Source organism: Streptomyces speibonae, from assembly GCF_984686075.1.
In genome coordinates this window covers 60,836-83,009 of the sequence record NZ_OZ480260.1, presented here as the reverse complement: position 1 = coordinate 83,009, position 22,174 = coordinate 60,836, and the positions used below count along the sequence as shown (strand labels likewise).

The following is a 22,174-nucleotide window of genomic DNA, read 5'->3' as shown; positions in this document are numbered from 1 at the left end:
CATCCCCATTCGCCGGCAGGAAGTCATTCCGCATCGGCCCGAACCGGAAGAACTCCGGGACCAAACCGCCGTAGGCGTCGCCTGCGGCTGCATTCCGGCGACGATCTCGAACCCCGTCGATCAGTTCGGTGAGTGGTGCTCCGTCGGTGTGGGGCACGATCACGAGGGCGCCCCCCGAGCGGCCCCGTGCCGTGAGGCCGCCGGTCCGCCCGCGGTAAGCAGGCGGAGCAGCGGCAGCGGTTGCTCCGGGGTCAATAGGCGCGTGCCACGACGGCGACGTTGCCGGGCTGGTTGTCGCTCTCGGCAACGGAACCGTCCGCGGCGACCAAGCACCGCACGGTGACGCCCTGTCCGGCGAGTCTGGCCTCACCCTCCACACCCAGCGTTTCCCAGGCGATGCGCGCCCAGCCGGTGCTCGCGGCCTCCGCGGCCTCCTCGACCGTGGTCACCTCGACGGTGCGCTCGTCGCGGCGCTTACGGGACTGTGCCAGCAGAAGCGCCTGGTCGTCCTCCAGTACCGTGGGCAGGATCTCGGACAGCGCTCCGATCGGCTTCGGCTCCTTGCTTCCCGCTACGCGGCGGACCAGCACCGCAGTCCCGTTCTCCACGTCACGTGGCCCGACCTCGATGCGTACCGGCACCCCCTTGAGCTCCCAGTCGACCGCGCGGCGGCCGAACGGCGTGTCGGTGCGGTCGTCGACGTGGACGCGGATACCAGCCGTCTTCAGCCGGTCACCGATCCCGCGGACCGTGTCCAGGACCGCGTCGTCGCCCTTGACGGCCACGACGACCACCTGAACCGGGGCCAGACGCGGCGGGATGCGCAGGCCGTCGTCGTCGCCGTGCATCATCACGAGCGCGCCGACCATGCGGGTCGTGGAACCCCACGACGTCTGCCAGACGTATTCCTCACGGCCGTCCTTCGACAGGTAGCGCGTCTCGAACGCCTTGGCGAAGTTCTGACCCAGTTCGTGGCTTGTGGTCAGCTGGAGGGCCTTGCCGTCGCCCATCATGCCTTCCAGAGTGAGCGTGTTGATCGCGCCGGCGAACCGTTCCCTGACCGTCTTGCGTCCCGCTACGGCGTCCATGGCGAGGACGTTCTCCAAGAAGTCGGCGTACACGTCCTGATGGATGCGAGCGGCGTAGTCCCGGGCATCCTCGTAGGTGGCGTGTGCCGTGTGCCCCTCCTGCCACAGGAATTCCGTCGTACGGAGGAACACGCGCGGCCTCAGCTCCCAGCGGACCACGTTCGCCCACTGGTTGATCAGCAGCGGAAGGTCGCGGTAGCTCTGCACCCACTTGGAGAAACAGTCGTTGACGATCGTCTCGGACGTGGGGCGGACGACGACGGGCTCGTCCAGCTCCTTGCCGCCGCCATGAGTGACTACGGCCAGTTCGGGCGCGAAGCCCTCGACGTGCTCGGCCTCCTTCGTCAGGTACGACTGCGGGATGAACAGCGGAAAGTACGCGTTCTGCGCGCCGGCCGCCTTGATCCGGGCGTCCATCTCCTGCTGCATCCGCTCCCACAGGCCGTAGCCGTACGGTCGGATGACCATGGTGCCGCGCACCGGCCCGTTGTCGGCCAGTTCTGCTTTGCCGACCAGGTCCTGGTACCAGCGGGGGAAGTCGTCCGCCCGGGGTGTGAGAACGGGTGCCTTTGCCATGACGCGCACAGTAGGACGCGGCTCCGGCAGGACGCGACCCGATTACTCCCCCCACGCCGGGACGCCGGCCGGTCAGCGGCCACACATGCGCATGCAGGAAGCGCCCTGGGGCCAGAGCTACGCACCGTTGACCCACGGACATTCCACGGGCCGTTTGTGGTCGCCTTCGGTTTGTTGCCGACTGGGTGATCCCGTGCCAGTTCGACTCGCATGGATGATCTCGCCACGGGAGCCGGCGTGCGGGTTTGCTCCTCTGGCTCTGGTCGTCAACCTGGCCGATGTGCGTGTGGTGTTCCCGTTTCCGGATCAGGCCTCAGCATGCTGTTGCTCCCGACGCTGAGCTCACTGCGCTCTATGAGGAACTGCTGGAGCCCAATTCCGAGCACGTGTCGAGCCGATCGGTCGGATGCGAAGTGGTGATGCCGATGACTCATCGCTTCGACGGACGAAAGCTGCGGCTGTTCTCGACGATCACCACGTTCGGTACCCCGATGGACATCACGCTGGACGAGATGGCGATCGGGTCCCACTACCGGGCGGATGCGGAGAGCGCCGCCTACTGCGAGTAGTCCCATGGCGATGTTCGAGCAGCCGCCTGCCCCTGATCTCCTGCCGTGACGGTGGAGAAGACGGTGCCAGTGGTGTCTCGTACATCGAGGAGCAGGAGGCACGGGAGGCGATCCTGACAGCCCTTCAGACCATAGCTCTTCGCACAGGACGAAAACCCGAGCGCCTCCTGGAGGAAACCATCCACCGGGACCTCGCCGAGCACAGGTCCGTGCCTCGGTGATCCGGGCACCGGGACGGCCGACCGGTTGCGCCAGTTGCTCCTGCACCGCCGCCTTCACCAGACGGCTGGGATGAGTGATCCCGCTGAGCAGCCGGAAGAGGGGAGCGAACGCCGGGGGTGGTTGGCCCTGGACCCCGGAACGGGGTCGTCATCGCTGGAGAACCAGCTTTCCGGTGACCCGCCCCGCGCGGCTCTCCTCCAGCGCCGCGTTCACGCCCTCCGGCGTCAGCGGGAAGGAGCGGGAGACATGGGCGCGGACGCGGCCGTCCTCGACCAGGGCGTTCACCCGCCGCTGCAGGGATCCGGAGGCCTTCAGGAAGACGGGGACGTACTTCGTCCCCCGTGGCCCCGCGCCCCGCATTTTGCGGGCTGTGATACTCGACAGGAGCCGGGCCGCCGAGGCGAGTGTGACCACGCCGTCCTCGTCGCGTGCGATGGTTACGAAGCGCCCTCCGGGACGCAGAACCCGCTGCGCCCGCAGCCACTGCTCGCGTCCGCCCACGCAGTCGACCACCACATCGAACGAGTCCGCGCCGAAACGGGACGGCAGATCGTCCGTGTGCCGGTCGACGACCTCGTCCGCGCCCAGGGACCGCACGAAGTCCAGGTTGCGCGCGCCGGCGACACCGACCACATGGGCCCCGGCCGCACGTGCCATCTGGACGGCGAGGTGACCGACACCTCCGGACGCCCCGATGACCGCGACGTGGGTTCCGTCCGCGACCTGTCCGCTGTCCAGGCAGGTCAGCGCCGTCTGTGCCGCGAGCGGGAGCGCGGCGGCCGCGGCGAAGTCCAGCCCGGCCGGCGCGGCGGCGAGCAGCCCGGAGCGCACATTGACGTACTGCGCGGTGCCGCCTGCGTCGACTTCATTGTCGGCATGCACACGATCGCCCACGCGGAACGACGTCACCCCGTCCCCCACAGCGGTGACGACTCCGGCGAGGTCGAACAGCGGCGTGAACGGGAAGCGCCGACGGGTGATCAGGCGCCGGTTGCCCTCGATCATCTGCCAGTCGATGGGATTGACCCCCGCCGCCCGGACCTCCACCTGCACCTCGTGGGGCCCCGGAGGGTGGACGGGCACCGTCTCCGACAAGGCGAGCACGTCCCGAACCGGTCCATAGCGGCTTTGCACGATCGCTCGCTGCGTGAGGGGTACTGCGGGGGGAGTCATGGAGGAACCCTTCCGGGAGAACCGGCCTGCGGGACCGTGCGGGGAGTGCCGGGCCGCGCACAGGGATGAGCCAGAGAGTCCTGACCCTTCAAGCCAATACTGTACTTGCAGACAGATACTGTACGGCAAGTTCAATAATGGTTGCCCAGGTCGGAAGGTTTATCCTTGGCGGATGGCAAAGTCGTCCGGTGGGCCCGGGGATCCGCGCGTGGTGCGCACGCGGCGCGACGTCGTAAGAGCGAGCGCAGCGTCACTGCTGGAAGAGGGCTGGGAGGCGACGACACATGCCGAGGTCGCCCGGAGGGCCGGGTACTCGAAAGCGACCATCTACGCGCACTGGCCGACCTCCGCCGATCTCATGCGGGACGCGATCATGTACATCTGCGAGGACGCGACCCGCCCGCCGACCACGGGAATACTTCACGAGGACCTGCACGTCTCGTTGAGTGCCCTGGCGCTGACCCTGTCGGAGGGGCGATACGACCGGCTGATGGCGGGCGTCATCGAACGCGCCGCCACCGACGAAGGTGCACGCGATCTGCGAGACCGGTTGTATGAGACTGCCACGAGCGGGGTCCGCCGTGTCCTGGCCGGGCATCTCCCGCCCGCTGACGTCGGGCCCACCCTCGCCCTGTTGGTCGGTGCGGTCCTTGTCCGGGCGACGTACGAGGGCGGGGCGGTGACCTCGGAGTTCGTCACCGACATCATCACCCGCACTCTCGGCGGTCCTGTGCCGGGCAGGAGCTGAGCCTCGTCCGGTGCCTGTGCCCCGACGCCTCCCTGTATCGACGCCGGTGTCTTTGCGCGAGGCGGGCGGCCGGTGCGGGGCGGCGGAGGGATGCCGACTGCCGCGCCCTTCGCTGCCGTGCCAGGGCGGAACGGCTGGCGTGTGATGACGAGCAGTTGCTGCGCGGGCAGATCTGCCGGTTCTCCATCTTGCGACCTGGGGAATCCGAGGTCACGTTTGATGCGGACAGGACAACATTGTTGGTCGGTTGCCTCCGCCCTGATCCTGAAGCGGTCAGTTGGCGACGCTGAACCATCCCGGTCGCACCTCGGTCAGGCGCGATTGCAGGGACCGCACCGCGCTCCGCAGGTCCTGATCCGTGACGTCAAGAGACTCCGGCAGGCTCAGCCCGTACCAGCGCAGCCGCCAGAGGCCGAAGATCTCGCTCCGGTCGGCTGCGAAGTCGACATCGACCTCGGTGCCGTTGTCGCTGACGAAGCGGCACCCTGCCCCATGAACCGTGTATGAGTAGGTGCCGACCTGCCCACTCCTGCTGATCCGACGCGAATGGACCAGGCCGAGGACATCTGCGAGTCGCTCAAGCGAGGGGATTGCCGCCCTCGCAGCCTCGCCAACCGCGCTCAGAGCGTCGACGTAACCAAGCACGAGCTCCCGTGCATCCCCGACCCGTCCATACGGCGTCATTCTCCTCGAGCCCGTGGTCGAAAGGATTGTTCCATGACCGCTGACGTCTCCTCACGACGGCATTCTGAAACGAGCAGTAAGCGCGACGGCGTCCGCTCAGAGTGTTCGTGCTCAAGGCTGTCGGCGGGCCGTCGTGGAGGAGGGGTTGGCCCGGCCGATGGGGGATCGGCGGGTGGCCGGGCCGGGGATGGCGGCGTGAGGGTGCGATAGTCGCGAGGGGGAGGCAGGGCAGGGCACACCAAAACCCCCGCCCGAGCGGACAGAAGGACCGAGCCGCGCGGCTACCGTCACCGCGACATCCGCCGGGTCCGTGGGCCCGGCATTGCCAGGAGCGTGTGGGGTTTGCTTGTGGCGGTGGGTGGGTTTAGGGGTGTGTGGCTGTGACGAGGAGGCAGCCGAATTCGTGTACGCCGAGCATGTCGGACGGGTGGAAGAGGTCGGGGAGGTTGGTTTGGCCGAGGGCCTCGGGGCGGTCCTCGCCCGCGGTCGGCCGGGCCAGTTCTTGGAAGGTGCGTTGCTGTGTGTGGTCGGTGATGTCGAGGAGTCCGTGCAGTCGCAGGCCTGATCGGTGGAGGAGGGAGACGTAGTCGTCGGCGTCGGCGAGGGTCACCATGAAGTTGCGGCAGAATTTCTGGATGGCGGGGTGGGGTTCTTCTTTGCGTGGGGCGCGTTCGTAGATGTCGGTCAGGACGAGCCGGCCGCCTGGGCGTAGTACTCGGGCTGTTTCGGTGAGTGCTTGTTGCCGGTCCGGCATGTGGATGATGGATTCCAGGGCCATGACGGCGTCGAAGGTGTTGTCCGGGAAGGGGAGTTTCATGGCGTCGGCGTGCTGGAAGGTGGCGCGGTCGGCGAGTCCGGCTTCGTGGGCGAGCCGGTTGGCGGTGTTGATCTGTTCCTGGCTGATGCTGATGCCGGTGACGTGGGCTCCCGTTGTCCGTGTGATCCGTAGTCCTGGGCCGCCGACTCCGCAGCCCAGGTCGAGTACGTGGGCGGAGTCGTCCACCAGTAGGTGTTCGATGAGTACGTCGGTGAGTCGGTCGACTGCTTCTTCCAGGGTGGCCTGGGAGTTCGGGGTGTCCCAGAACCCGATGTGGATGTTGGGGTTGAAGGTGCCGTCGTTCAGTGCGGTGAGGGTGAGCCGGTCGTACAGCTTGCCGACGGCTTCGGGTACGGGGAGGTCGTGCGTGGGGTCGGTCATGTGAGTGTCCTTTCGGTGGCTGCGGATGGTGCGGGGTGCGCGTGGTGCGGATTGCGGTGGTGCGGGGTGCGTATGGTGCGGGGTGTGTTTGGTTGTGGGGGTCAGCTGGTGGTGGTGGGGTGGGTGGCGTAGTCGTGCAGGGGGGTGAGTGTTTTCTCGCCGATGTGGGCGCGTAGTTGGGGTGCGGTGATGCCGAGGCCGGGTGTGGGGGCGAGGCAGAGCACGCCGACTTTGCCGATGTGCTGGTTGAGCTGGACGAGGCGGGTTGCTTCGCCGATTTCGGCGAGCGGGAACAGGCGGGACAGGGCCGGTGCGATACCGCCGAGTGTGAACAGGCGGGCGCATTCGGCTTGTTCCTGGAGGTTGGCGACGTGGCTGCCGATGACACGCTTGAGCCGCATCCACAGATAGCGGTTGTCGAACTGGTGGACGTACCCCGTGCTGGATCCGCAGGTGACGATTGTTCCGCCGCGTTTGGCCACGGTTACCGAGATGCCGAACGTTGAGCGGCCCACGTGTTCGAACACGATGTCGGGGTCCGAGCCGGTCGTGTCCCGGATGATCCGTCCCAGCCGCCGGCCCGCCTTCAGTGTGGCTTCTGGGTCGTCGCCTGTGTCGTCGCCGATCCCGATGTCCTGCCGGTTCACGACGACGTCACAGCCCAGCTTCTGCGCGGCTGCGGCCTTCTCTTCCGAACCGACGACACCTACCGGGATCCCGCCGCCGTTTTTGACGAGTTGCACCGCGTACGCGCCGAGCCCGCCGGATGCGCCCCAGATCAGCACGATGTCGCCCTGTTTCATCCGTGCGCCGCGGTCGCTGACCAGCATGCGGTACGCGGTGCCCGCGCATGCCGGGATCGTCGCGGCTTCTTCCCATGTCAGGTGTGGTGGTTTCGGGATGAGCTGGCTGGCCCGCGCCACGGCGTAGTGGGCGAGCCCGCCGTAGTTGGTCTCGTATCCCCAGGCCAGTTGGTCCTCGCCCAGCATGCCGTCCGCGTGGTTGGCCGGTTCCTGGTCGTCGACCCGGGCCGCGTTCACCAGCACGTGGTCGCCGAGCTGCCAGCGCCGTACGCCGGAGCCGACCCGTACGACGACTCCGGCCGCGTCGGAGCCCAGGACGTGGAAGGGCTGGTCGTGCCGGGCCGCCCAGCCGCCCTGCCGGCCGTAGGCGCGCAGGAAGCGGAAGGTGGACATCGGCTCGAACTTCGCCGACCAGACGGTGTTGTAGTTGACGGAGCTGGCCATCACGGCGACCAGTACTTCGTCCGGTGCGAGTTCGGGCATCGGGACCTCGCCGACGTGCAGGGTGCGGCGTACGTCCTTGTCGGTGGTGTCGGCGAAGACCTCCTCGTCCTCGATCCGCAGATGCGCGGCGGTGTAGCGGTCGGGCAGCGCGGCACGGGCGAGGTCGTCCGCGGGTGCGCCGGACAGCACGGCGTCGGTCAACGACATGGCGGTTCACCTCGGCTCGGGGGAGGAGGCAGTCGGTTCGGGGCGGGAGGCAGTGGACTGAGGCTGTGGCTGTGGGGGAGAGGGGGGAGCCGTCGGGAGCCACCAGTGGCGTGTTCCGTTGAAGGGGTAGGTCGGCAGCGGCACGCGCCGCACGTGGGGTCCGCCGAAGACCGTCTCCCGATCCAGCTGTACGCCGGAGACGAAGGCGGCGCCCAGTTGGCGTGCGAAGGAGGGCAGGTGTGCGTCGGGCGCGGCCGGCAGTTCGATCACTGTGGCGCCCGTCCTCGTCGGTGCAGGGGTGGCGGGGGGTTGGTCACCGGCTGTGAGCCCGGCGAGTGCGGCATCCAGGGTGAGGTCGCCGCGCAGATGGGCGGCGGCCCAGCGCCCGGCGGGGCCCTTGCCGGCCACCGTCGTGGGCCTGATTCCGCACGCCTGCCACAGCCAGGCGTGCGCCACGATCACCGCGAACCCGCCGAGCGAGGCGTGGCTGTCGCCGTCGTTGTCGTCGTCTTGGCAGACCTTGCTGTTCTTGCTGTTCTTGTGGTTTGTGTGGTCCGTGGCCTGCCCGTCCGCGGGGCGGAGCAGCTCCGTGAGTGACCGCCCGCCCGTGTACGGGGTCAGTGCCTCGTCGAGGTCGGCGACGGCGTCCCTGAACGCGGGCCACTCCCAGGGCAGGTGATCGTGGGAGGGCAGAGCGAGGGGGGCGGGGGTCGAGCAGACGAGCGCGGTCCGGCCGGTGCGTGCGAGCCCCGTGCGCACCCACGGCGACGTTTCCCCGTCGGCCAGCGCCCGGAGTCCTGCCAGGTACTGTTCCCGGTCGGCGCCGGCCACGGCCGCCCGGTGTGCGAACGCACTCCGTGTCACGGCCAGGGAGTACGCGATGTCCGCGTCGCACCACCGTGCCGGGTGCGCGTCGAGATGGGCGAGAAGCTTGCGGGCCTGTCTGCGCAGGGCGGCGGGGTCTTTCGCGGACAGCAGCCACGGCAGCGGCCGTACCTCCCGCGTGGCCGGTGCCGGCCGCTCCCACGGCGGATGCGCGGGCCGTTCCAGGATCACGTGCCCGTTGGTGCCGCCCGCGCCGAGTGCCGTCACGGCGGCCCGCTGGGGCCGGCCTGTTTCCGGCCACGGCAGTGAGGCGGGCACCGGCCGCAGCACAGTGCCGGAGTGCTCCACCGTCTGAAGCGGCGGTAGGCAGTTCAGGGTTGCGGGCACGCTGCCGTGCCCGAGGGCGAGCACCGCCTTCATGACGCCCGCCACGCCGGCCGCCGACTGAGGATGCCCCAGGTTGGACTTGACCGAGCCGAACAGCAGCGGCCGTCCGGGGTGCCGCTGCCGGCCGTAGACCGTGAGCATCGCCTCCGCCTCCATCGCGTCACCCAACGGGGTGCCCGTACCGTGCGCCTCGACGTAGTCGATGTCCGCGCCCGACAGTCCGGCGTCGGCGAGTGCGTGGTGCATCACCCGCTGCTGCCCCGGACCGTTGGGCACGGCGAGCCCGTTGCTGGTGCCGTTCTGGCCCACCGCCGACCCGCGCACCAGCGCCAGTACGGGATGCCCGTGCCGTTCGGCCTCCGACAGCCGTTCAAGGAGCAGCACTCCCACTCCCTCGGCCCAGTTGCCGCCGTCGGCTTTCGCCGAGAACGGCTTCGTACGACCGTCCCCCGCGAGCGCGGCCAGCCTGCTGTGCTCCAGGAACACATCGGGTACGGCCATCACGGTGACACCGGCCGCCAGCGCCAGTGAGCACTCGCCCGACAGCAGCGAGCGGCGGGCCAGGTGCAGCGCGGACAGGGAGGAGGAGCAGGCGGTGTCGACGGTGAGCGCGGGTCCGTGCAGGTCCAGGGCGTAGGCGATGCGCCCGGAGGCGGCACTGGGCAGGGTGCCGACGGCCAGGTGGTCCGTGCCCTGCTCGGGCCGGTTTCGTCCGCCGCCGGTCCCCGCATAGCCCTGCGGGGTGAGCCCCACGAAGACGCCGGTGGGCGACCCGGCGAGCGTCGTCGGGTCGATCCCGGCGCTCTCGACGGCCTCCCACGCCGTCTGCAGGAGCAACCGCTGCTGCGGGTCGGTCCCGGCGGCCTCCTCGGGGGTGTAGCCGAAGAACTCCGCGTCGAACGACCCCGCGTCCGCGAGGAAGCCGCCCTCCCGCACACTGCACCGGCCCGCGACCCCCGGCTCCGGGTCGTACAGACCCTCCAGGTCCCAGCCCCGGTCGGTGGGGAACGGCGACAGGCAGTCCCGCTCCTGCACCAGGGCCCGCCACAGCTCGTCGGGGGTGTCGATGCCCCCGGGCCAGCGGCAGCCCATGCCGACCACCGCCACCGGGTCGTCCTGCCGCGACTGCTGCGCCTGGGCGAGCCGGTCGCTGAGTTCCCCCACCTTCCGGCGCTCCTCCTGGAGCGCGGAGGTGGCCTTGCGCAGATAGTCCCGCAGCTTCACCTCGTCGCTCATCGCGTTCCCTCCGGGCCTTTTGCGCCGTCCGCACTGTCCGATCCGTCTGCGTCGATCAGCGCGAACAGTTCGTCGTCCGTCGCGTCGGACAGGTCCTCCGCCGCGCCGTCTCCGCCCGCCCGCACCCCCACCCGCGCCTGTGTCTGTGTCTGAGCCGGCTGGTCCTCGGTGAGCAGGCCGGCGAGGTGCTCCGCCAGCGCAGCGGGTGTGGGATGGTCGAAGGCCACGCTCACCGGCAGTTCCAGACCGGTCTCCGCGACCAGCCGCCGACGCAGGTTGACCGCCGTCAGCGACTCGAACCCCAGTTCCTGGAAGGTGCGGTCGGCCGCGATGGGCTCCGGCGAGTCGTGCCCGAGCGCCACGGCGGCATGCACCCGTACGAGGGCCAGCAACTCGTCGAGCAGATCGTCCCGGGAGGCAGCGCAGAACCGGTCCCGGGTGTGCGGGACCGCAACCGCGGACGGGCCTGCGGGCACGGAGACACGCGTGGAAACCGCGCTCGCCTCCAGCCAGTAGCGCTGGTGCTGGAAGGGATAGGTGGGCAGCGGGACGGGGCGGTCGGGAGCCTGTGTGGTCCAGGTGGGGGTGGTGCCGGTGACGTGGGCTGCGGCGAGGGCGGTGGTGAAGTCGGTTGTGGTGCCGTGGTCGCGGCGGAGGGTGTGGAGGGTGGTGAGGTCGGCGGTTTCCTGGATGGCGGGGGTGAGGACGGGGTGGGGGCTGGTTTCGATGGTGGTGTGGTGGCCCGAGCCGGTGAGGTGGGTGAGGGCTTGGTGGAAGAGGACGGGGCGGCGGAGGTTGGCGTACCAGTAGGCGGCGTCGAGTTCGGGTCCCTGGACCGGTTCTCCGGTGACGGTGGAGATCATCGGGGTGGTGGCGGGCCGGGGGCGGATGCCGGCGAGGGCGGTGGTGATTTCGTCTTCGTAGGCGTCGACTTGGGGGGAGTGGGAGGCGTAGTCGACGTGGATGCGGCGCAGGTGCAGGCCGTCGGACTCGCAGCGGGTGGTGAGTTCGTCCAGCGCTTGCGGGGTGCCGGAGATGACGGTGGTGGTGGGGGAGTTGTGGGCGGCGATGGTGGCGTCGAGGCCGTGGAGTTGGTGTTGTAGTTGTTCGGCGCTGGTGTTGATGGTGGCCATGCCGCCGTGGCCGGAGAGGTGGCGCATGGCGGTGGAGCGGGTGTGGACGATGCGGGCGGCGTCCTGGAGGGTGAGGATGCCGGCGAGGTGGGCGGCGGCGATTTCGCCCTGGGAGTGGCCGATGACGGCGCCGGGTTGGATGCCGTGGGCGATCCAGAGGCGGGCGAGGCTGGTCATGACGGCGAAGAGGGCGGGCTGGACCTTGTCCACCTGGTGCAGCCAGCTGTGGTCGGATCCGGTGAGGGTGTCGGTCAGTGACCAGCCGGTGAGCGGGTCGAGTGCGGCTGCGCAGTCGTCGAGGGCCTGGCGGAAGATGGGGTGGTCGGTGTGGAGGGTGCGGGCCATGCCGGCCCATTGGGAGCCCTGGCCGGGGAAGACGAACACGGGCCCGGGCCCGGCCAGGGTGGCGGTGGCGGTGATGAGGTGGGGGGCGGGCCGGTTGTCGGCGAGGGCGCGCAGGCCGTCCAGGGCGGTGGCGTGGTCGTCGGTGAGGACGGCTGCCCGGTGGGGGAGCAGGGCGCGGGTGGTGGCCAGGGTGTGGGCGACGGCGGGCAGGGGGAGGCCCGGCGTCTGTTCGAGGTGGTCTGCCAGGCGTTTCCCGGCGGCGGCCAGTGCTTCTGCGCTCGCCGCGGAGAGCAGCAGGGGCAGATCGGAGGGTGTGTCCTCGGCGGCGGGCTGTTGCGGTTCTTCCGGCTCCTCGGGCTGTTCCAGGATGACGTGTGCGTTCGTCCCGCTGATGCCGAAGGACGACACCCCCGCGCGGCGCGGCCGGTCGGTCTTCGGCCAGGGCAGGGCGCGGTCGAGGAGGCGGATGGCGCCCTCGGTCCAGTCGACCTGTGTGGTGGGCCGGCTGAGGTGGAGGCTGCGGGGGAGCAGGCCCTCGCGCATGGCCCAGATGGTTTTGACGATGCCCGCGATGCCGGCGGCGGCCTGGGTGTGGCCGATGTTGGTCTTGACCGAGCCGAGGTGCAGTGGGGTGGTGCGGTTCTGGCCGTAGGTGGCGAGGAGGGCCTGGGCTTCGATGGGGTCGCCGAGTCGGGTGCCGGTGCCGTGTGCTTCGACGGCGTCGACGTCGGCGGGTGTCAGCTGGGCGTTGTCGAGTGCGGTGCGGATCAGGCGGGCTTGGGAGCGGCCGTTGGGTGCGGTGAGTCCGTTGGAGGCGCCGTCCTGGTTGACGGCCGTGCCGCGTACGACGGCGAGGACGGGGTGGCCGTTGCGGCGGGCGTCGCAGAGGCGTTCCACCAGCAGTGTGCCCACGCCCTCGCTCCACGACGAACCGTCCGCCTCATCGTCGAACGCCTTGATACGCGCGTCGGGGGCCAGGCCCCGCTGCCGGGAGAACTCCACGAAGGACTCGACCGTCGACATGACGGTGGCGCCGCCCGCCACGGCCAGATCGCATTCGCCCGAACGCAGTGACTGGACGGCCAGGTGCAGGGCGACCAGTGACGAGGAGCAGGCGGTGTCGACGGTCAGGGCCGGGCCTTCGAGGCCGAAGACGTACGACAGCCGGCCGGAGGCGATGCTGCCCGCGGTGCCGGCGCCGATCATGCCCTCGAAGCCCTCGGGTGCCGGGGTCAGCCGGGCGCCGTGGTCGTGGGAGAGGATGCCGATGAACACGCCGGTGCGGGAGCCGGCCAGGCCGCGCGGGTCGAGACCGGCGCGTTCGAACGTCTCCCAGGTGGTCTCCAGCAGCAGCCGCTGCTGCGGGTCCATCGACAGCGCCTCGCGCGGCGGGATGCCGAAGAGGCCCGCGTCGAACCCGGCCGCGTCCTGGAGGAAGCCGCCTTCCTTGACGTACATGTGGCCGACGGCGTCCGGGTCGGGATCGTACAGTTCGTCGATGTCCCAGCCGCGGTCGGCGGGCATCGCCGAGATCAGGTCGCGTTCTTCCACGACCGCGCGCCACAGGTCCTCGGGCGAGTCGATGCCGCCGGGGAAGCGGCAGGCGGCCGAGACGATGGCGACGGGCTCCTGCCGTTTCGATTCCAGCTCCAGGAGCCGGGTGCGGGCGCGGTGCAGATCGGCCGTCACCCGCTTCAAGTACTCGATGATCCGTGTGTCTTCCACGGAGACGCGTCCCTTTCTGCCCGCGGCTTCGGCGGCCCGGAAGCTGCCCTGGCCAGGTGTCGGTGGTGGCTCAGAAGCTGCCCATGTCGTCGATGAAGTCGAGGAGTTGGTCGACCGATGCGTCCTTGAGGCCGAGGTCGTCCGCCGGGTCGCCGGCGGTGGTCGGTGACCCGGCGTCGCCCCACTGGCTGACGCGGGTGAGGAGGGAGTGCAGCCGCGTGGTGATCTTGGCTCGCAGGGCCGGATCGGCCGTGTCGGCGCCGAGCAGGGCCAGTTCGAGGCGGTCCAGGTCGGTGAGGACCGGCGCGACGGTCTCGTCCGGGGTGGCGAACATCCGCTCGTCCAGGAAGGCGGCGATGGCCCGCGGGTTGGGATGGTCGAAGGCGAGTGTGGCCGGGAGTTTCAGGCCGCTGAGGGCGGCGAGCCGGTTGCGCAGGTCCACCGCGGTCAGCGAGTCGAGGCCCAGTTCGCGGAACGCGCGGCTGTCGTCGACCTGTTCGGCGGAGCCGTGCCCGAGGACGGCGGCGACGGTGGTGCGCACGGCGCTCAGCAGGGCGGCGCCGCGTTCGGCGGGATTGAGCGCGGCGAGCCGGTCGCGCAGTCCTGCCTGGTCGGCGGCGCCCGCGCGGCGCCGTCCCGCCCGTACCAGGCCGCGCAGCAGCGCGGGGAGTGTTCCCTCGCCCGCCTGGGCGCGTAGCGTCGGGAAGTCGAAGCGGGCGGCGACCAGATGGGCGTCGGCGCAGTCGAGGGCCGCGTCCAGCAGGGCCATGCCCTGCTCGGCGGTCAGGGCGCGGGTGCCGGAGCGGGCCATCCGGCGGGCCAGGTCCTGTTCGGAGAGGCCCGCGCCCATCTCGGAACGGTCCTGCCACAGGCCCCAGGAGACGGACAGGCCGGGCAGCCCCGCACCCCGCCGGTGGTGGGCGAGGGCGTCGAGGAACGCGTTCGCCGCACCGTAGTTGGCCTGTCCCGCGCCGCCGAAGGTGCCCGCCATCGAGGAGTACACGACGAACGCGGCCAGGTCGGCGTCCAGGGTGAGCCGGTGCAGATGCCAGGCCGCGTCGGCCTTCGCCCGCAGCACGGTGTCGACCTGGTCCCCGGTGAGCGAGCCGAGGGCGCCGTCGGCGAGGACACCGGCCAGGTGGAAGACGCCGGTGAGCGGATGGTGTGCGCCGATCCCGTCCAGCAGCCGGGCCAGGGCCTCGGGGTCGGCCACGTCGCAGGCGGCCACCGTGACCGTCGCACCGGCCTCGGCCAGCTCCGCCCGCAGCCGCGCGGCGCCCGGAGCGTGGGCCCCCCGGCGGCCGGTGAGCAGCAGATGCCGTACGCCGTGCCGGGCCACCAGGTGGCGGGCGAGGATACCGCCGAGGGTGCCGGTGCCGCCGGTGATCAGCACCGTGCCGTCGGGGTCGAGGGCGCGGTGGGCGGCGGGAGCGAGCAGGCGGTGCGTGGCGGCCGGCCCGTCGGCGGCCGCCCGGGTCAGCCGGGGGACGCGCAGCATGCCGTCGCGCAACGCCAGTTGCGGTTCGTCCGAGCCGAGGGCCGCCGTCAGTACGGCCGCCGGGATAGTCGCCGTGTCGCTGTCCAGCAGGACGAAGCGGTCCGGCTGCTCCTGCTGCGCCGAACGGACCAGGCCCCACAGCGGGGCGTGCGCGAGGTCGACGGGTGTGTCCTGCGGGGCGTGCGCGAGGCCGACGGGTGTGTCCTGCGAAGCAAAGGCGGCTCGCGGGCCGGCCGCCGTCGCGACCGCCTGCCGGGTGAGGAACACCAGCCGCGTCTGGGCCCACCGCTCGTCCGCCGTCCACGCCCGGCACAGTTCGAGCGCGTCGAGGAGCACTCGCCGGTCTCCCGGTGCGCCGCCCGCGCCGGCCACCACCACCGCGTCCGGCACGGGAGCACCCGCGTCCACGGCGGCGGCGAGCGCGGCCAGGCCGGTGTAATGGTGACGGCCGTCGACCTCGGCCGGCCACACCGCCTCGCAGTGCTCGCCCAGGACCGCCCAGCGGACGGCGGTGGCCTCGGCGGGCGGCAGGGGCGTCCAGTGAAGGCGGAAGAGGGAGTTGTCCGTCCCGGCGCGGGCGGCCGTCGGCGCGGCGTTCGCCATCGGGCGTACGGCGACGGACTCGGCGGTGAGCACCGGCTGCCCGGCACCGTCGTACAGGTGGACGGCGAAGGAGCCGTTGCCGAGCCGTACGACGCGTACCCGCAGCTCGGTGGCGCCCTGGGCGTGCAGCGTGACGCCGCTCCAGCTGAAGGCGAGCTGGCCGCTGTTGTCCGAGCCGTCGAGACTGTTCAGGACGACGGGGTGCAAGGTCGCGTCCAGGAGTGCGGGATGGATGCCGTACTGCGCCGCGTTCTTCGCCTCCGGCTGCGGCAGCCGCACCTCGGCGAACAGTTCGTCGCCGTGGCGCCAGGCGGCGGTCAGGCCGCGGAAGGCGGGACCGTAGCTGATGCCCGCGGCGGCGATGCGCTCGTAGGCGTCGTCGGCCGGGAGCGGCTGTGCGGCGCGCGGCGGCCAGCCGGCGAGGGGGTCGGGGGCCAGTCCGGCGGGGGCCAGGAAGCCTTCGGCGTGCTGGGTCCACGGACAGTCCTCGTCGGCGTCGGGCCGTGCGCTGACGCGCACCGCGCGCCGGCCGGCACCGTCCGGCGCATCGACCGTCACCTGCACGAGGGTCGCACCGCTCGCCGGGACGACCAGCGGCTGCTGGAGCGTCAGGTCCTCCACGGTCTGGCAGCCGACCGCGTCGCCCGCCCGCACCGCCAGCTCCACGAAGGCCGCGCCGGGCAGGATCGCCGTCCCGGCCACCGCGTGGTCGTCCAGCCAGGGCAGGGAGCGCCGCTGCAGCCGGCCGCTGAGGACCAGGCCGCCGTCGGCGAGTTCCACGCTCGCGTCGGCCAGCGGATGCCCGGTGCCGCGCACTCCCGCGCCCGCCGGCTCCTTCACCGGCCGCAGCCAGTAGGTGTCGCGCTGGAAGGCGTACGTCGGCAGGTCCACGCGGCGCGCGCCGGCCCCGTCGAAGACGGCCGCCGCCCAGTCCACGTCCACCCCGTGCACCCACGCGTCGGCCAGGGCCCGCGCGGTGCGCTCCGGTCCGCCGTCGTCGCGGCGCAGCGTGCTCAGGGCGGCCACCTGTACATCCTGCGAGGCGGCGATGTCGCTGACCGGGCCGAGCAGCAGGGGGTGCGGGCTCATCTCCAAAAACACCCGGTGTTCCCGGTCCAGCAGATGCCGTACGGCCGCCTCGAACTGCACGGGTTCGCGCGCGTTGCGGTACCAGTACCCGGCGCCCATCGTCGAGGTGTCCACAAGCTCACCGGTGACGGTCGAGCACAGCGGGACCGTGCCCGCGTGCGGGGTGAGCCCGGCGAGAGCGTCCAGGAGCCGGCCGCGCAGCCGCCCCATCTGCGGGGCGTGACCCGGGGCCACCGCGCCGCGCACCCGGCGCACCTGCGCACCCTCGGACTCGGCCATGGCGAGGAACTCCTCCAGGGCCGTGACGTCGCCGGTGACCACGACCGACTCCGGTCCGTTGATGACGCCGACGCTCAACGTGCGTTCCCACGGGCGCAGCCGCTCGGCCACCCACGCGCGGGACTTGGAGACTCCGGCCATCGCGCCCAGGCCCACCACGTCCACGATCAGCCGGCTGCGCAGCGCCACCACGCGGGCCGCGTCCGCCAGCGACAGGGCACCCGCCACGTGCGCGGCGGCGATCTCGCCCTGCGAGTGGCCGACGACGGCCGCGGGGTGCACCCCGGCCGCCTGCCAGGTACGGGCGAGGGAGACCATCACGGAGAACAGCACCGGCTGCACCACGTCGAGGCGGTCCAGCGACGGCGCGTCCGGCGCCCCGGCCATCGCGCCGGTCACCGACCACCCGACCAGGTCGGTGAAGACGCGCTCGCAGTCGGCGAACGTGTCGCGGAACACCTCGGACCGCTCCAGCAGCTCCGAGGCCATGCCCACCCATTGCGAGCCCTGCCCGGGGAAGACGAAGACCGCCTTGGATCCGGTGGGCGCCCCGGTGACCACCTGCGGCGATTCCTCGCCCCCGGCCAGCGCCCGCAGCCCGGCCAGGGCGTCGTCCGGGCCGGAGGCGAGCACCACCGCGCGGTGGGCGAGCGCCGTACGCGTGGTCGCCAGGGACCAGGCGACGTCGGCCGTCTTCGGGGCGTCCTGGGCCGCCAGCAGTCCGGCCAGCCGGGCCGCCTGCCCGCGCAGCGCCGCGGGCGTGTGCCCGGACAGCACCAGCGGGGTGACCGGCAGCGGCACCCGCGGCTCGTCCGCCACGGGCGCGGGCGGAGCCTGTTCGAGGATCACGTGCGCGTTGGTGCCGCTCGCGCCGAACGCCGACACGCCCGCCCGGCGCGGCCGGTCCACCGCCGGCCACACCTCGGCCTCGGTCAGCAGCCGTACCGCGCCCCGCGACCAGTCGATCCGGGTCGAGGGCTCGTCCACGTGCAGGGACCGCGGCAGCAGCCCGTGGCCGAGCGCCATCACCGTCTTGATGACCCCGGCCACGCCTGCCGCGCCCTGCGTGTGCCCGATGTTCGACTTGATCGAGCCGAGCCGCAGCGGCTGCCCGCCGTCCCGGTCCCGGCCGTATGCAGCCATCAGCGCGTGCGCCTCGACGGGGTCGCCGAGCCGGGTGCCGGTGCCGTGCGCCTCGACGGCGTCCACGTCGGCCGGGGCGAGCCCGGCGTCGGCGAGCGCCTCGCGGATCACGCGCTGCTGGGCGGTGCCGTTGGGCGCGGTCAGTCCGTTGGAGGCGCCGTCCTGGTTGACTGCCGTGCCGCGGACGACGGCCAGGATCCGGTGTCCGTTGCGCTCCGCGTCCGACAGCCGCTCCACCAGCAGCATGCCCACGCCTTCCGACCACATGGTGCCGTCGGCCGCCTCCGCGAAGGACTTGCTGCGCGCGTCGGGCGCCATGAGCCCCTGCCCGGAGAACCCGACGAACGCGCCCGGCGTCGCCATCACCGTCGCCGCCCCGGCGAGCGCCAGATCGCACTCGCCGTCGCGCAGCGCCCTCACCGCCTGGTGCAGCGCGACCAGCGCCGACGAGCACGCCGTGTCCACGGTGACCGCCGGGCCCTCGAAGCCGAAGGTGTACGCGATGCGCCCGGTGGCGATGGACCCGCCGATACCGGTCGCGAAGTACGGCACCAGGTCGTCCGGCATCCGGTCGGGCCCCGGCAGATAGTCGTGGCCGACCAGGCCCGCGAAGACGCCGGTACGGCTGCCGCGCAGCGTGCCCGGGTCCACACCGGCGCGTTCCATCGCCTCCCAGGCCGTCTCCAGGAGCAGCCGGTGCTGCGGGTCCATGGCCAGCGCCTCACGCGGCGAGATCCCGAAGAACGCCGGGTCGAACTCGCCCGCCTCGTGCAGGAATCCGCTCTCCCGCGCCTCTGTCGACGTACCCCGGTCGCCGTCCGTGCTGAACAGCTCCTCCAGGTCCCAGCCCCGGTTCTCGGGGAAGCCGCCGAGGACGTCGCGTTCGTCGGCCACCACCTGCCACAGGTCCTCGGGGCTCGTCACCCCGCCGGGGAAACGGCAGCCCATGCCGATGATCGCGACCGGTTCGTCCGGTGAGCGGCGCCAGGCGGCGGCCGGCCGGGACGCCGGTGCGGTCTCTCCCCGGCGCTCCTGGTCCAGATGGGCGGCGAGCGCCCGCGGGGTGGGATGGTCGAAGACGGCGGACGCGGGTACCGACAGATCGGTCGCCGCGCGCAGTTCGGCACACAGCTCGACCGCGCCGACGGAGGTCACGCCCAGCTCCGAGAACGGGCGGTCGGCCGCCACGGCCTCCTTCGACGGGTGCCCCAGCACGGCGGCGGTGGCACAGCGGACGAGGTCCAGACTCTGCGCCGGCGCCGGGGCCGGGGCGACGGGTTCGGCGGAGAACGAGGGAAGGGGCTCGGCGGAGGAGGAGGCGCCGCCGCCGGCGGTGCGGCCCGCCGTGATCCAGTACCGCTCGTGCTCGAAGGCGTACGTCGGCAGCGGTGCGCGCACCGCGCCCGTGCCGGCGAACACCGCGCTCCAGTCGACGTCCACCCCGGCCGCGTACACCCGGCCGAGCCCGGTGAGCAGGGACCGCCTCTCGGGACGGCCCTTGCGCAGGGTCGGGGCGAGGACCGCGGCGGCACGGTCGGTGAGGCAGTCCGCCGCCATCGACGTGAGCACCCCGTCGGGGCCGAGCTCCAGGAAGATGCGTGCGCCGTCCGTCTCGGCGGCGCGCACCGCGTCCAGGAAGCGGACCGGTTCGCGCAGGTGCCGTACCCAGTACTCGGGGCCGGTGATCTCGCCGGGCCCGACGAGCGCCCCGGTGAGCGCGGAGACCAGCGGGACGCGCGGCTCGTGGTAGGTCACCCGGGCGGCCACCTCGCGGAACTCCGCCATGGCCGGTTCCATCAGCGTCGAGTGGAAGGCGTGACTGACCGTCAGTTCCCGGGTCTTGCGCCCGCGCTCCGCGAGCGTGCGGGCCACCGCCCGGGTCGCCTCCGCCTCGCCCGACAGGACCACGGACTGCGGACCGTTCACGGCGGCGATACAGACCCCGGGCGTGAGCAGCCCGGCGGCCTCGGCCTCGGCCGCCCGTACCGAGATCATCACCCCGCCCGCCGGCAGCCGGTCCATGACCCGGCCGCGCGCGGCGACCAGCGCGCACACGTCGGCCAGGGACAGCACCCCGGCCGCGTGCGCGGCGGTCAGCTCACCGATGGAGTGCCCGATCAGCCGCCCCGGTACGACGCCCCAGGACTCCACCAGGCGCAACAGCGCCGTCTCGACGGCGAACAGGGCGGGCTGCGTGAACGCGGTCCGGTCCAGGGCCGCGGGGTCCGGGTCACCGGAAAGGACCTGCCGCAGCGGGTGTTCGAGCAGCGGGTCCAGATGCGCGCACACCTCGTCGAGGGCCGCCGCGAACACGGGGAACTCTGCGGACAGCTCCGCCGCCATGCCCGCGTACTGCGCGCCCTGACCGGTGAACAGGAGGGTCGGCGACAGCCGTTCGCCCGCCTCGCCGCGTACGACGCCCGCGCCGGGTGTGCCGTCGGCGAGGGCGCCGAGACCGGCGAGCAGTTCGTCGCCGTCCGCCGCGACGACCACGGCGCGGTGCCGCATCCGGGCCCGGGTGGTGGCCGCCGCCCACGCCAGGTCCAGCGGGCGCAGCCCGGGATGCGCCCGCACGTGCGCGGCCAGCCGGGCCGCCTGGCCGCGCAGGGCGGCGGGGGTGCGGGCGGACAGCAGCCAGGGCAGGGCGGCGGGGCCGCCCCCGCCCCCGCTGTCCGTGCCGTCCGTGCCGTGCACCGCGTCCTGGGCGGCCGGGTCGGGCTGGTCGGTCCGGTCGGCCGGGTCGGCCGGGTCGGCCTCCTCCAGCACCACGTGCGCGTTGGTCCCGCTGATGCCGAAGGACGACACCGCCGCCCGGCGCGGCCGGTCCACGCGCGGCCAGTGCCGCTCGTCGTGCAGCAGCCGGACACCGGCGGTGTCCCAGTCGACGTGGGCGGTGGGCGGCTCGGCGTGCAGGGTGCGGGGAAGCACGCCGTGCCGCAGGGCGAGGACCGTCTTGATGACGCCGGCGACCCCGGCGGCGGCCTGGGTGTGGCCCAGGTTGGACTTGACCGAGCCGAGCCACAGCGGCCGCTCCGTGTCCCGGTCACGGCCGTAGGTGGCGAGCAGCGAGTCCACTTCGATGGGGTCGCCGAGCCGGGTGCCGGTGCCGTGCGCCTCGACGGCGTCCACGTCGGCCGGGGCGAGGCCGGCGTCCTTGAGCGCCGCCCGGATCACCCGCTGCTGGGCGGTCCCGCTGGGGGCGGTCAGTCCGTTGGAGGCGCCGTCCTGGTTGACGGCCGAGCCGCGCACCACCGCCAGGATCCGGTGGCCGTGGCGGCGGGCGTCCGACAGCCGCTCCACCAGCAGCAGGCCCACGCCCTCCGACACGGCCGTGCCGTCGGCCCGCTCCGAGAACGTCTTGCAGCGGCCGTCCGGCGCCAGGCCCCGTTGCCGGGAGAACTCCACCAGCGTCCACGGGGTCGACATCACCGTGGCGCCGCCCGCGAGCGCCAGGTCGCACTCGCCGCCGCGCAGCGCCCGTACCGCCTGGTGCAGGGCCACCAGGGACGCCGAGCACGCCGTGTCCACGGTGACGGCGGGGCCCTCCAGGCCCAGCGTGTAGGCGAGCCGCCCGGACAGCACGCTCTGCGTGGAGCCGGTGCCGAGGTAGCCGCCGAGGTCGGCGACGCCGTCCATCATGGGCGGCACGTAGTCCTGGCCGTTGGTGCCGACGTAGACGCCGGTGCCGCTGCCGCGCAGCGCCCCGGGATCGATCGCCGCGTCCTCCAGCGTCTCCCAGGCGACTTCGAGGAGCAGCCGCTGCTGCGGGTCCATGGCGAGGGCCTCGCGCGGCGAGATCCCGAAGAAGCCCGCGTCGAAGTCGCCCGCCGCGGCGAGGAACCCGCCCTCGCGTACGTACGCCGTGCCGGGCGCGGCCGGGTCCGCGTCGTACAGCGTGTCCAGCTGCCAGCCCCGGTCGGCGGGCAGGGGACCGATCGCGTCGCCGCCCTCGGACAGCAGCCGCCACAGGTCGCCCGGGGAGGCGACGTCTCCGGGGAAGCGGCAGCCCATGCCGACGATCGCCACCGGCTCCGACCGCTCGGCCTCCAGCCGCGCCATCCGCCTTTGGGTGACGTCGAGTTCGTTCGCCATCCACTTGAGGGTCTCGATGACCTTGTCGCCGCCGGCCGGGGCGCCGGCGGAGCTGTCGCTGCTCGTCACTGCACGCATCTCCTGTGCTGCCTGGGGCTTTTTTCGGG

The 22,174-nt window shown here is 72.2% G+C and carries 9 protein-coding genes and 1 pseudogene; 2 read left to right on the top strand and 8 right to left on the bottom strand.

Annotated elements, in window-relative coordinates:
* Window positions 1-251: 251 nt before the first annotated feature.
* The gene (proS, locus tag AC5L3C_RS00220; RefSeq protein WP_493646213.1) at window positions 252-1,664 is read right to left on the bottom strand and encodes a proline--tRNA ligase; all 1,413 of its coding nucleotides are present in this window, start codon (window positions 1,662-1,664) and stop codon (window positions 252-254) included.
* 425 nt (window positions 1,665-2,089) lie between these two features.
* Here proS and AC5L3C_RS00215 point away from each other — a divergent pair, with 425 nt between their 5' ends.
* Window positions 2,090-2,233, top strand: a complete 144-nt coding sequence (locus AC5L3C_RS00215) for a hypothetical protein (protein ID WP_493646212.1) — start codon at window positions 2,090-2,092, stop codon at window positions 2,231-2,233.
* A 369-nt stretch (window positions 2,234-2,602) separates the two neighbouring features.
* On the opposite strand, the gene AC5L3C_RS00210 is transcribed toward AC5L3C_RS00215, so the two are convergent.
* Window positions 2,603-3,559, bottom strand: a complete 957-nt coding sequence (locus AC5L3C_RS00210; RefSeq protein ID WP_493646211.1) for an NAD(P)-dependent alcohol dehydrogenase — start codon at window positions 3,557-3,559, stop codon at window positions 2,603-2,605.
* A 241-nt stretch (window positions 3,560-3,800) separates the two neighbouring features.
* Between AC5L3C_RS00210 and AC5L3C_RS00205 the strand changes: the two genes are divergently transcribed.
* A complete protein-coding gene (locus AC5L3C_RS00205) occupies window positions 3,801-4,376 on the top strand; it encodes a TetR/AcrR family transcriptional regulator (RefSeq protein ID WP_493646210.1) in 576 nt (191 codons plus the stop codon).
* A gap of 273 nt (window positions 4,377-4,649) precedes the next feature.
* Here the strand turns inward: AC5L3C_RS00205 and AC5L3C_RS00200 are convergent, their stop codons facing one another.
* From AC5L3C_RS00200 to AC5L3C_RS00175, 6 genes and pseudogenes are all read right to left on the bottom strand, one after another.
* Window positions 4,650-5,060 carry a DUF6896 domain-containing protein gene (locus AC5L3C_RS00200; protein WP_493646209.1) on the bottom strand — a complete coding sequence of 137 codons (411 nt, stop codon included), beginning with the start codon at window positions 5,058-5,060 and terminating at the stop codon, window positions 4,650-4,652.
* A 364-nt stretch (window positions 5,061-5,424) separates the two neighbouring features.
* Complete coding sequence (locus AC5L3C_RS00195) at window positions 5,425-6,258, bottom strand: SAM-dependent methyltransferase (protein ID WP_493646208.1); 834 nt, start codon at window positions 6,256-6,258, stop codon at window positions 5,425-5,427.
* 101 nt (window positions 6,259-6,359) lie between these two features.
* Complete coding sequence (gene ccrA, locus AC5L3C_RS00190) at window positions 6,360-7,712, bottom strand: crotonyl-CoA carboxylase/reductase (RefSeq protein WP_493646207.1); 1,353 nt, start codon at window positions 7,710-7,712, stop codon at window positions 6,360-6,362.
* A gap of 6 nt (window positions 7,713-7,718) precedes the next feature.
* Window positions 7,719-10,160, bottom strand: a complete 2,442-nt coding sequence (locus AC5L3C_RS00185; RefSeq protein WP_493646206.1) for a type I polyketide synthase — start codon at window positions 10,158-10,160, stop codon at window positions 7,719-7,721.
* Window positions 10,157-13,342 (bottom strand): annotated as a pseudogene (locus AC5L3C_RS00180) (type I polyketide synthase); the annotation flags it as partial. The gene AC5L3C_RS00185 and the pseudogene AC5L3C_RS00180, both read right to left, overlap by 4 nt.
* A gap of 91 nt (window positions 13,343-13,433) precedes the next feature.
* A complete protein-coding gene (locus AC5L3C_RS00175; RefSeq protein ID WP_493646205.1) occupies window positions 13,434-22,136 on the bottom strand; it encodes a type I polyketide synthase in 8,703 nt (2,900 codons plus the stop codon).
* Between the last annotated feature and the right edge of the window lie 38 nt (window positions 22,137-22,174).

Coding starts and splice junctions, on each gene's coding strand:
- proS (WP_493646213.1), bottom strand. CDS start 1,664: ATGGCAAAGGCACCCGTTCTCACACCCCGGGCGGACGACTTCCCCCGC.
- AC5L3C_RS00215 (WP_493646212.1), top strand. CDS start 2,090: ATGACTCATCGCTTCGACGGACGAAAGCTGCGGCTGTTCTCGACGATC.
- AC5L3C_RS00205 (WP_493646210.1), top strand. CDS start 3,801: ATGGCAAAGTCGTCCGGTGGGCCCGGGGATCCGCGCGTGGTGCGCACG.
- AC5L3C_RS00200 (WP_493646209.1), bottom strand. CDS start 5,060: ATGACGCCGTATGGACGGGTCGGGGATGCACGGGAGCTCGTGCTTGGT.
- AC5L3C_RS00195 (WP_493646208.1), bottom strand. CDS start 6,258: ATGACCGACCCCACGCACGACCTCCCCGTACCCGAAGCCGTCGGCAAG.
- ccrA (WP_493646207.1), bottom strand. CDS start 7,712: ATGTCGTTGACCGACGCCGTGCTGTCCGGCGCACCCGCGGACGACCTC.
- AC5L3C_RS00185 (WP_493646206.1), bottom strand. CDS start 10,160: ATGAGCGACGAGGTGAAGCTGCGGGACTATCTGCGCAAGGCCACCTCC.